The 10,730-nt window shown below is 68.5% G+C and carries 13 protein-coding genes; 2 read left to right on the forward strand and 11 right to left on the reverse strand.

What is annotated here, in order from left to right:
* Positions 1–61: 61 nt before the first annotated feature.
* The 6 genes from ACFVWG_RS15900 to ACFVWG_RS15925 are packed head-to-tail and all read right to left on the reverse strand — an operon-like array spanning position 62 to position 5,919.
* Complete coding sequence (locus ACFVWG_RS15900) at positions 62–1,570, reverse strand: SCO6880 family protein (RefSeq protein ID WP_391544019.1); 1,509 nt, start codon at positions 1,568–1,570, stop codon at positions 62–64.
* Positions 1,557–3,209 carry a hypothetical protein gene (locus ACFVWG_RS15905; protein ID WP_391544020.1) on the reverse strand — a complete coding sequence of 551 codons (1,653 nt, stop codon included), beginning with the start codon at positions 3,207–3,209 and terminating at the stop codon, positions 1,557–1,559. Before ACFVWG_RS15905 ends, ACFVWG_RS15900 begins: the two co-directional genes overlap by 14 nt.
* A gap of 1 nt (position 3,210) precedes the next feature.
* Entirely contained in the window at positions 3,211–4,128 is a 918-nt protein-coding gene (locus ACFVWG_RS15910) for a hypothetical protein (RefSeq protein WP_391544021.1), read from the reverse strand.
* On the reverse strand, positions 4,128–4,979 hold the full coding sequence (locus tag ACFVWG_RS15915; RefSeq protein WP_391544022.1) for a hypothetical protein: 852 nt from the start codon (positions 4,977–4,979) through the stop codon (positions 4,128–4,130). The genes ACFVWG_RS15910 and ACFVWG_RS15915 overlap by 1 nt, the downstream gene beginning before the upstream one ends.
* Positions 4,980–5,008: 29 nt before the next feature.
* Positions 5,009–5,284 (reverse strand): conjugal transfer protein TrbC, encoded by a 276-nt coding sequence (locus tag ACFVWG_RS15920; protein WP_391544023.1) that lies wholly within the window; start codon positions 5,282–5,284, stop codon positions 5,009–5,011.
* Positions 5,285–5,301: 17 nt separating this feature from the next.
* Positions 5,302–5,919: a DUF6668 family protein gene (locus ACFVWG_RS15925; RefSeq protein ID WP_391544024.1), complete on the reverse strand. Its 618-nt coding sequence runs from the start codon at positions 5,917–5,919 to the stop codon at positions 5,302–5,304.
* Between the two features lie 252 nt (positions 5,920–6,171).
* On the opposite strand from ACFVWG_RS15925, the gene ACFVWG_RS15930 reads away from it, so the two are divergent.
* Both ACFVWG_RS15930 and ACFVWG_RS15935 read left to right on the forward strand, forming a co-directional pair.
* Positions 6,172–7,617 carry a hypothetical protein gene (locus ACFVWG_RS15930; RefSeq protein ID WP_391544025.1) on the forward strand — a complete coding sequence of 482 codons (1,446 nt, stop codon included), beginning with the start codon at positions 6,172–6,174 and terminating at the stop codon, positions 7,615–7,617.
* Positions 7,614–7,856 (forward strand): hypothetical protein, encoded by a 243-nt coding sequence (locus ACFVWG_RS15935; protein WP_391544026.1) that lies wholly within the window; start codon positions 7,614–7,616, stop codon positions 7,854–7,856. Before ACFVWG_RS15930 ends, ACFVWG_RS15935 begins: the two co-directional genes overlap by 4 nt.
* A 71-nt stretch (positions 7,857–7,927) precedes the next feature.
* Here ACFVWG_RS15935 and rplI read toward each other — a convergent pair whose 3' ends face one another.
* The 5 genes from rplI to ACFVWG_RS15960 form a co-directional block, all read right to left on the reverse strand.
* On the reverse strand, positions 7,928–8,374 hold the full coding sequence (gene rplI, locus ACFVWG_RS15940; RefSeq protein ID WP_391544027.1) for a 50S ribosomal protein L9: 447 nt from the start codon (positions 8,372–8,374) through the stop codon (positions 7,928–7,930).
* Between the two features lie 14 nt (positions 8,375–8,388).
* Positions 8,389–8,622 (reverse strand): 30S ribosomal protein S18, encoded by a 234-nt coding sequence (rpsR, locus tag ACFVWG_RS15945; RefSeq protein ID WP_012924539.1) that lies wholly within the window; start codon positions 8,620–8,622, stop codon positions 8,389–8,391.
* Positions 8,623–8,700: 78 nt separating this feature from the next.
* The gene (locus tag ACFVWG_RS15950; protein WP_391544028.1) at positions 8,701–9,282 is read right to left on the reverse strand and encodes a single-stranded DNA-binding protein; all 582 of its coding nucleotides are present in this window, start codon (positions 9,280–9,282) and stop codon (positions 8,701–8,703) included.
* A 92-nt stretch (positions 9,283–9,374) separates the two neighbouring features.
* Positions 9,375–9,665: a 30S ribosomal protein S6 gene (gene rpsF, locus ACFVWG_RS15955; RefSeq protein WP_132211461.1), complete on the reverse strand. Its 291-nt coding sequence runs from the start codon at positions 9,663–9,665 to the stop codon at positions 9,375–9,377.
* Positions 9,666–9,876: 211 nt separating this feature from the next.
* A complete protein-coding gene (locus tag ACFVWG_RS15960) occupies positions 9,877–10,536 on the reverse strand; it encodes a DUF4241 domain-containing protein (protein ID WP_391544029.1) in 660 nt (219 codons plus the stop codon).
* Positions 10,537–10,730 lie beyond the last annotated feature (194 nt).

Raw genomic sequence — 10,730 nt, forward strand, 5'->3', positions numbered from 1 at the left:
CCGCGCGGCATCGGCCGTTTGCCGCCCCGGGAGGGGTCGGTCGGGTTCTGGTTCTTCTTGCTCACAGCGACTCCCGCAGACCGGCCGGGACGGCCAGGTGGCTCTGCAGCACGACGCCGAGCGGCAGCGCGGCCACGAACGCCGAGTCCTGCGACCCGTACGCCGGTCGCAGCAGCACCCGCGCGGTCGCGCCCAGGTTGTCGATGGCGGCGATCATGTCCGGGATCTGCTCGGCGGTCATCACGGTTCCGGTGACGACCATGCCGAAGTTCACCAGGCCGGCCCCGCGCGCCTCTTCCTGCGCGGTCCGGTCGGCCGCACGGGCTTCGGCCATCGTCCGGGCCGAGGGCCGGTTGGTGGTCGTGGCGCGGAAGGACGCGTTGCGCTTGTCGGCCTCGACCATGCGCGCCGCGGTGGCCGCGTCGAGCGGCCGGTAGAGCAGGGTGACGCGCTTGCGGTCGATGTCGTTGTGCGGACCGACCAGCTGCGACAGCACCGACGAGAACACCTCGCCGCGCGGTGCCTGCGTCATCTGCCAGGTCACCGACCAAGCCGAGTCGTGCCGGTACTTGTCCCAGAACGCCTGCGCACCGGCCGGACCGACATCGGTCCACTGCATTTCCGGCGCCATCCCCTGGCTGCGCGCTTCATCGATCAGTACGGCGGACGCCGGGTCGTAGGCGATCCGGATCGTCTCGCACAGTTCCTGCGCGGTGACTGGCCGGGCCGCACCGGCGCCAGTGGCGTTCAGGCTCTGGGTGAGCGCGGGAAGCCGGGACGCGAGCTCGCGGCCCATGTCCTCTTCCTTGCGGCGCTTGCCGTTGCGGTCGGTTCCCTTGAAGGTCAGCGCGACCCGGGCCGACACGAGCGCCGAACCCTCCGGGTAGCTCTGCACGACCTCGGCGAGCATCGCCTGCGCGATCGCCGGTGAACCGGGCTGGACGTTGTGGTTGACCTCGCGACGCAGCCGGATGCCCGTGTCGGGCGCGCTCTCGACCGTCACCGAGGCGGCGACGATGCCCGGCTCGTGGCCGAGCGACGCGAGCCACTGGCCCCAGTGCGCGACCCAGATGTCGATCTGCTCCTCGTCGACCAGCGACGCGCCGTCCGGCTCGGCGTTGATCACGACGCTGAAGTGCCGCGTGCTCGGGTAGAACAGCAGCGCGAACGGCCGGCCGTACGAGTCCTTGAACTCGCTCAGCTGGGAGGCGGCGGCCAGTCCGGGGATCTGGAACTTGCCCCAGGCGGTGCGGCCGAGCGGACCGGAACGGTAGATGTTGTGCTTCGCCATCTTTGCTCGTTGCCATCCAATGCGAGTCGAGAGCCGTTGCAGGGCGGACAGGTTGTGTTTGTCCTTGGTCATCAGCAGCAGCAGGATCACCCCGACGACCAGCAGGCAGATCACCGCGCCGATGAGGCCGCCGGCCATCATCGAGAAGATGGTCGCCAGCAGGCCGCCCATCATGATGGCGGTACCGAGCGACCCCAGGCCGGCGATGCCCGCCGAGGCGGGCTGCCGCCAGTTGCCGTAGGTGCGCGGAGCGCTTCGTACGTTGTCAGCTGCTGCCACGTGGTCCGTCCGAATCTCGTCTGTCGTCGTCGCGGAACTGGTGCTGCTCGCGCTGCCGGTCCCGGTTCACATCCCGGGGAGATCCTCCACTGCCCGACGGTCCGTCGCCACTCCCGCCGCCACCACCGCTGCCGCCCTGGCTCTCACCGCCACCACCGGACCCCTGCGGTGCGTCGTCGCCGAGGGTCTCCTGCGCGGCCATCTCGCCGGCCTGCTTGGTCGCCTTGACCCCAGCCGCGACGATCGCGACCGGAGCCGCCACCGCGGCTGCCGGGCCCATCGCGGCCGCCGCACCGGCACCACCGGCTGCAGCACCACCACCGGCCGCCGCTCCACCGCCACCGCCGGCTGCTCCGGCTGCTGCACCGCCGCCACCGCCACCGCCGGCACCCGCGGCAGCACCTTGGCCACCACCGGCTCCGCCGCCGGCGCCTTGACCGGCACCGCCGCCGCTCTGACCGCCCGAACTCTGCGGCTGGTTCCGGGCCCGTCCGACGTTCTGGGAGCCGGTCGGGCCGTCACCGCCGCCGCCCTCACTCCCGCTACTGCCTTCGCTGATCGAGTCCTGCATCTTGCCGGCCAGCTTGTCCGCACCGACCATCTTGGCGGCGATCATGCCGGCTCCGGCCTGACCCGCGGTCGCCGCGACCATCGGCACGATGAACCGCATCAGGCCGGGCAGGGCGAACAAAGCGAGCACCAGCAGGGTCAGGCCGGTGACCATGTTCATCACCGAGCTCGCCGCTTCGCCGCCGGTGTTGACGTTCAGGCCCTGGCCGTTGTTCGAGGTCAATCTGATCGCGGTCGCATAGATGATCGCGGCCACCGGTTTGTAGAGCACGAAGGCGAACATCCAGCCGAGCAGCTTCTTGAACCAGTTCCGGCCCATCTCGGTGTGCGTCGCGGCGGCCGCGATCGGCAGCATGCCGACCAGCAGGATCAGCAGCGCGCTGCGCACCACCATCATCACGATCTGGATGACGCCGGCCAGGATGGCCAGGATGCCGATCGCGATCGCCAGCCCGATCCCCATCGGGCCGACCGTCGCCGAGACCGACAGCATCGCGGTCATCGCGCCGCCGAAGCTCTTCGCCTTGCCGTCCGCGGCGGCTGCCACCAGGTCGCCGGGATCGCACTTCCACGGGCTGTCCGCCTTGTCGATCAGCGAGGTGGTGACGATGCACCGGGAGAACTGGTCACCGAACTCGATCAGTGCCTGACAGACGCCGACCGCCAGCGCGGACGCGACGCCGAGCGTGATCAGCGAGCGGAGGATGTCGCGGGCCGACTCGCCGCGCTGGGTGTAGGCGAGTTTGATGCACGCGACCAGGACGCCGATCACCGCGACGAAGAACGCGATGTACTGCGTGTGGTCCCACATCCACTGCACCGTCCCGGCGGCCGGGCGGCCCGGATCGTTACCCATCGTGTCGGTCCCGACCGGCAGGGTCGGGACGTAGACCCAGAAGGTGCCGATCGTCCCCATGATCACCGTCACGGCCGAGGAGATCGCGTCGAGAATCGGCTGGAAGATCATGCCAATCAACCACTTCACTTGGTCGCCGACCCAGTCCTTGATGGCCTGCCACACACAGTCCAGCCAGCTTCCGCAGAGCGGGATCAGGATGAGGGGGCTCATGTCAGGACGTCTTCGGCGAGACGAAACGGAGAATGGCCGGTAGTGCGACCACGGCGAGCAGCATCATGGTCACGCCCATGATGATGTTCATCAGCTGCGGTGTCCCCTTCTCCGCCGTGACCCCGGCGGGGACCGTCGGCGTATGGATCATGAAGATGGCGGCCGCGTAGATCAACGCGGCCACGGGTTTGTAGATGATGAATCCGGCCAGCCAGGCCAGGGACCGTTTGAACCACATCATCCCCATCTCGGTGTTCGTCGCCGCGGCGGTCAACGGGAAGATTCCGGCCAGCAGCACGAGCATCGCGTATCTGACGATCATCAGCGCGAGCTGCACGATCGCCGTGATCACCATCAGGATGCCGATGAAGATCACCAGGGCGAACCCCAGCAACTCCCCGGGATCCTTGAGCGGATCGACCATCACCTTCGTCAGCATGGTCGGGAAGTCGTGGTGCTCGGCCTTGTCGGAGGCGAGCGCCTCGTCGATGACCCACCGGGAGAACTGGTCGCCGTACTGGGTGAGTGCCGAGACGACCGACAGCAGCCCGGCGTTGACCACGACCATCGTGAGCAGCGACTTGAGGATGTCGCGCAGCGGCTCACCACGGTGCGAGATCGCCATCTGGATCGCGCCGACGATGACCGCGATCGTCGCGACCGAGAGCATGATGTACGTCGTCCGGTCGTGGATCCAGGAGACCGCGCCACTGTTGTCGGCCTGCGGCGTGGGCAGGTAGACCCACAGGAAGCCGACCGCCTTCAGCACCGCGGTGACGGCCTCGATGACGACGTCGGCGATTGCCTTGAGCAACAACTTGAAGATCGGCGTGAGCGTCCGGCGGACCACCTCGCCGAGGAACTCCTCGACGCAGTCGTCCCAGTCCCAGGGCGCGAGCGAACAACCGAGAACGATCATCACGCCCCCTGGAATCCGACGTAGCTCTCCAGGGATCCGAGCAGGTCCGGCTGGGTGCTGCCGTTGAAGCTGCCGTCGGCCTGCAACTTGCCCTGCCAGTCCTTGCCGTTCCAGATCATGGTGACCGGCAGCGCGCCGACCGTGCGCTCGTCGAACCGGACGGCGATCGAGATGATCGCGCGGTCCGGCTGGTAGTCGATCACCTTGAAGCCGGCGAACTGGCCCGACTGGTTCTCGTCCCGCGGCGTCGGGGTGGCCCGGTTCTGCGCGACGGCCGCGTTCCGGCCCGGTCCCGGGGCGACCCGGGTGGCCAGCACGTCCGCGGTCAGCGCCGGGTTCTTGATCTGGGCGAGCAGCACGAACGTCGCGAACACCGCGCCGGTCGGCGAATGGGCGAAACAGGAGCGAACCCCGTTGCGGTCCATCGCTGCCGGGCCGGCCTGCTGCTGGGCCGGGAACAGCATGTCGTCCTCGAACTGCCAGGTGACACCGACCGGCGCCACCCGCGGAATGCCCTGCGGCGGGTTGGCCGTCTTGCAGCCACCGGACCCGAGGACCGGCGGCTTGGGCGCCGTCGGCGTTGCGGTCGGGTCATCGGTCGGCGTGGCGGGTCCGGTCGGCTCGTCCGTGGGCCCACTGGTCGGTTCGGAGACCGTCGGCACCGGCGTCGGCCGCGGCTGCGCGTCCGGCGTACCGGAGCCTCGGGTGACCACCCACAGCACCAGACAGATGACCACCGCACCGAGCACGACCGCGGCGGCGACGAACCCTCGCTCCTGCCAGAAGCCGGTCGACTCGCCGTCACCGCCGCCATCGTCGTCGGAGCCGGAACTCCTGCTGAACAACCCCACCGTCGATCAGACTCCCGTCGGGAATACCGTCAGCTGCCCTTGAGCGCGCCGACGAGCAGCGACGCCGAACCGATCACAATGCAGGCCGCCAGGACCCAACCGAGCCGGGCAGCGTGCTCGCCACCCTCACCACGGCGCTGACCGACCGCCATCATCGCGCCGGCGATCAGGATGCCCAGGACGCAGATGGTGAAGGCGATCCAGCGCACCCAGTCGATGACGAGATCGAGCTTCTCCGCACCCGGGGGCCGCTGGCCGCCGAGCGGGAGCATGGAGGGAACCTCCGTGATCAGGTGTGCCAACATCATCGCAGTAGAGCCTTTCAGTACGGGGCGGGATAGTCCGCTGGGTTTGACGCGCGAAGAGCGTAGATGGATTCAAGAACTTCGAAAACCTCGTCGGGGGTGTTGTCGGGCGACGGAGCCTCCCCTCTGCGCCACTCCTCGATCCAGGGAATGTCCCAGACTCTGGGGACGCCGCCGCCGACGATGTCGGCGAAGTCGTCGAGCACCCGGGGCAACCGGCCCGAGGCGTCCGCGATCAGCACCAGGCCGAGCACTGCGACACCTTGGACCACTCCGGAGGCCCACTCGGTCGCGGCCCGCTGGGCGGCCCGCAGGCCGGAGCCGCTGGTCCGGGCGACCAGGATCACCGGGGTCGGCACCGGAGGTGGCGGGATCGGCCAGCGGTGGTTGGCTGCCCGGGTCCCCGGAAGCAACTGCGCCATGGTCGACTCGCCGGAACCGCCGTGCACGCCGACCCACCACAGGGTGTCGGCGGCCGGGATCGCGAACTTCGGCAGCCGCTGGTCCTCGGCGGGCGCCGGAACACCGTGCTGGGGGGCGGACGGCCCCCGCGGCGTCACGTTCGCAGCCGGGGCAGGTCCCGGTAGCGGACCCGGCTCCGGCTGTTGCTGCCGAGTCCACGGGTTCTGCGTCATGAGACCTCCTCTCCCGCTGCGTCACTGACTGTCGCCCACAGTATTGTCTCGCTTTCCGGGTGTACGTTCGTGACCCATCCACAGGCGAGGATGTTTCTACCCCCTTGTCGGGGTCAGCGGAGCCGCCGGGCTCACGGGGTTTCTGCCTGCCGGAAGTCTCCTGGCATGCCTTCGGGTGCGGGGGACATGCTAGAACGAGTGCGTCGGCTCCGGATGAACGAGGGAGATCTGTGGCTGTAATGAGAGGTCGTCGTGGCTGAGAAGATCCCGTCCTGGCCAAAGGTCACGATTCGGCTTTACGACGACCACAACGCCGAGGTCAAGATCGCAGGCCGCAGTCACCCGGTCAACCACCACGATCCGCGGCAGGCCGCGATCGCACTGGTGACCGAGCGCGCCGCGCAGCTGGGCCGGGCGATGAAGGCGACCGCGGTCGAGGCCGACGGCACGTCGTGGCCGCTGGTCATCCACCCCGACGGTGAGGTCGAGGCCGTCGAGGCCCAGACCCGCAAGCGCAGTGGCGGCGGCGGAGGCGGAGGCGGAGGTGGCGGTAACGCTCAGAAGCCGATCTGGCCGATCATCGTCGCGTTCGTGCTGGCCGGCGTACTGATCTTCGGCACCGTCCTGTACCTCAAGGTGTTCCGCAACTCGGGTGGTCCGCCGGCCGCGAAGACCGAGCCGGGCAAGCTGCCACCGCTGCCCGAGCCGAGCGTCGCGCCGGACCAGTTCTCCGCGCGCCCGGTCCCACCGGGCTGGACGACCAAGGCGGACTGGTCGGTCGACATCGCCGCGAACACCACTCCGGCGATCTCACCGGACGGCAACGAGGTCGCCGTACTGACTCCCGATCACAAGATCGCGGTCTTCGACAGCGACGGCAAGGTCAAGTGGCAGGACAAGGTTCCGAACGATGCCGAGAGCCCGGTCTATACGACCGTCGACTCCAAGCGCGTGCTGGCCGTCGCGTCCGAAGACACCTTGTATTACTGGCCTGGTGACGGTCTCGAGGCGATCGAGGTCGAGTTGCCGAACTCGTCGGCCGTCCAGTTCTTCGGTACGTCGCCCCTCGTCGACCTGGCTGGTGACGCCGGCGCCAGCGTTGTCTCCGGCAAGGTCCTGCAGACGGTCCCGAATCAGCCGCGGCTGTCCACTGTGCTCCTTGCCCAGGGCACCAAGGCGCTGTTCGCCCGGTACGCCGGCCCGCTGTACTGGAGTGAGCCGGGCAAGGAACTGCAAGAGGTCGACCTGAAGACGCCGGGCGGTGGCAAGGACGTCGAGCGGGTGGTTGCCGCGAGCCCGGAGCTCGTCCTGTCGTTCTACACCAACGGCAAGAAGGACGAGGTGATCCCGACCGTCCAGTCCACCGCGACCGGCGCGGTCGTCGCCACCTGTCGTGCGACGAACGTGAACGAGGCGCAGAACTGGCAGTGGCTGCCCGACCCGAACCGCAAGATCGCGGCCTGGGGCGCGTGCCTGATCAACTTCAGCAACGGCCGGACCTCGATCCTGCCGAACTTCCGTCCCTACTCGATCACCGGTACGACGATCTTCGGCACCACCGGCAGCAACCTGATCGCGATCACGCCGGGCGGCAAGCCCACCACGCTGGCGACCGACACCGCGCGGCCGTGGGGGATCGCCGGCAGCCACGCGATCATCCTGCACGACTCCGTCGTCTACGCCCTGGCCAAGAAGTGAAGCGGCTGCTGGCGGCCGTCGCCACCGGCGTACTGGCCGCTGCCGCCTGCCTGAGCCCGGCGATGGCGACCGAGGACGATCCGGGCCCGGACAAGTACCCGCAGATCAAGAAGCCGGACGACGGCGGGGCCTCCGGCGATCCGGTCAGCGCGCAGTATCCGAAGATCGAGAAGCCCGGCGCGGTCGGTGGCGACGAGGATCCCAAGCCGCCGGCCTGGCCCGGCCCGAAACAGGGCTGAACAGGCGCCCGAGAAGACACGAAGGCCCGCGGTCCCCGAAGGGAACGCGGGCCTTGCGCTTGGTGCCTGGGTCAGCCGGCCGCGACCTCGAGGCGGACCGTAGCGGCCACCTCCGGGTGCAGCTGGACCGAGACCTGGTGCTTGCCGGTGGTCTTGATCGGCGACGCGATGTTGATCGCGCGCTTCTCGACCAGCGGGCCGCCGGCGGACTTGATCGCACCGGCGATGTCGGCCGGGGTCACCGAACCGAACAGACGACCGGTGTCACCGGCCTTGACGCCCAGCGAGACAGTGAGCTGCTCGAGCTGGTTCTTGACCTCGCTCGCGTGCTCCTTGCCCTGGATCGCCCGGGCGTCACGCGCCCGCTTGATCGACTGGATCTGCTTCTCGGCGCCCCGCGTCCAGCCGAGGGCCAGACCGCGCGGAACCAGGTAGTTACGGCCGTAGCCGTCCTTGACCTCAACGATGTCGCCGGGGGCTCCGAGGCCCTCGACCTCCTGCTGCAGAATGAGCTTCATGTGTCGGACCTCCCTCAGCGAGCGGTGCTCGTGTAGGGCAGCAGAGCCACCTCACGAGCGTTCTTGATAGCGGTGGCCACGTCGCGCTGGTGCTGCACGCAGTTCCCGGTCACCCGGCGGGCGCGGATCTTGCCGCGGTCCGAGATGAACTTGCGCAGCAGCGCGGTGTCCTTGTAGTCGACGTACGTCGCCTTGTCCTTGCAGAAGCCGCAGACCTTCTTCTTCGGCTTCCGAATGATCTTGGCCATTGTGGTGCTCTCTTCCTACTAGAGCCCGGCACGGATGCCGGAATGGTCTGTCTTACAGGTCTCGATCCGAGGGCCGGATCAGAACGGGGGCTCCTCCATCGAGCCGCCGCCCTGGCTGGCCCAGGGGTCGTTCTGCGGGGCGGCCTGGCCGCCACCGCCTTGCGGGGTCGCCCAGGGGTCGTTCTGCGGAGCGGCGCCACCCTGGCCGCCACCACCGCCGAAGTTCCCGCCACCCTGGGGTGCGCCACCGCCACCACCGAAGTTGCCGCCGCCGCCTTCGCCACCGGGACCGGACCGCATGGCCTTGGTCACCTTGGCGGTGGCGCTGCGCAGGCTGGGACCGACCTCGTCGACATCGATCTCGAAGACCGTGCGCTTCTGGCCCTCACGGTCGTCGTACGAGCGCGACTTCAGCCGGCCCTGCACGATCACGCGCATTCCGCGCTGCAGCGACTCGGCCACGTTCTCCGCGGCCTGGCGCCAGACGGAACAGCTCAGGAACAGCGATTCGCCGTCCTTCCATTCACCGGACTGCCGGTCGTACGTCCGTGGGGTCGACGCGATCCGGAAGTTCGCGACGGCCGCACCGGACGGCGTGAACCGGAGCTCCGGATCGTCGACAAGATTGCCGACCAGTGTGACGACGGTTTCGCCTGCCATTGCCGTTCCTCCTGCTTTCGGGTGTGACTGTGTCTACAGCTATTGGTACCGGCTGGTGCCGACAGTACCGATGGCTGCTGACGACCCCAGGCTCAGTGCTGGTCCGGCCGGATGACCTTGGTGCGGAGGATCGACTCGTTCAGCGTGAGCTGACGGTCGAGCTCCTTCACCACCGCGGGCTCCGCGGTCAGGTCGATGACGGCATAGATGCCTTCGGCCTTCTTCTTGACGTCATACGCAAGCTTGCGGCGGCCCCAGATGTCGAGCTTCTCGACGGTGCCACCTTCCTTGCGGACGATGTTCAGGTACTGGTCGATGGACGGCTCGACCGTGCGCTCATCGAGCTCCGGGTCGAGAATCACCATGACTTCATAACGACGCATGCGCGAACTCCACCTCCTTCGGACTTTGGCGGCCACGGTCTTTCCGTGGCAGGAGGGCGATGCGATTGCACTTGACCCCGGCTCTTGCCGCTGGAGTCAAGCAACGAGCCCGGTCGATGGACCGGGCCACATCCAAAGAATACCAGCGTTCGGACACCCGATTGACCATATCCACAGGGCAACCTGACGCGTGCCGATCACGTGGGGTGGATCAGTCGTCACTCTCCGGACCCACGACCAGCAGGTCGATATGGATCCCGAGCGTGCGGCCCGCGGCGTCCACCGTGCGCACCACCGGGTACGCTCCGTCACCCCAGCCGGAGTGTGCGAGGACGAGATTCTCACCCTCCGTGGCCAGCGGGAACACGATGTTGGCGCAGCCCTCGCGCAGATGGTCGGGCGCGTCCATCAGCGCGAACCAACTGTCGTCGTCGCCGTTCTCGAAGAGGTCCTCGTACCAGTCCCCCTCCGGCATCTTGGTCCGGACCGCCTCGGCATCCGCGAAGGCGACGGTGCCGGCGTCGACCGGGACCAGCCAGAACTCGTCCTCGTCGAGCTCCTCGTCCCCACTGGTCGCCGCCTCGACCCTGGCGACCTCGCCCTCGGCCACCAGCAGCGACAGGTACGCCTCGCGCAGGTGACTGCCGTCCTGGGCGTCGGACACGTCCGCGACGGTGACGAACGCCGGATAGTCCCCCGGCGGTACGTCGACCACCGGGCCCTCGCCCAGTGTCACGAACGGGTCGGATGCCTCGAGCCGGCCACTCGGAACCCGCAGTACGCCGAGCTCGTGGACGGTCAGGGACCACGTCCGGCCGTCGACCTCGACGGGACCGGGGCGCAGCGCGCGGAACAAGCTCGGGGTGATCACCCCTTCAGCCTAGGACCGAACGCCCACAATTCGCCCTCGCCACCAGTGAAGGCCGGAGACACTTCGCGGTGGGGGGGGGAACCCTGGCGCCGAGCCCCCTCCCCCCCCCCCCCTCTCTCCCCCCCCAATTTTGCCTGGGGCGGTTGTGCGAGAGAAACACCTGAGGGGGGTCGTTGGGGGGGGGGGCGAAGGGT

Origin of the sequence: Kribbella sp. NPDC058245 (genome assembly GCF_042882005.1) — a bacterium.
Classification (GTDB): Bacteria; Actinomycetota; Actinomycetes; order Propionibacteriales; family Kribbellaceae; genus Kribbella.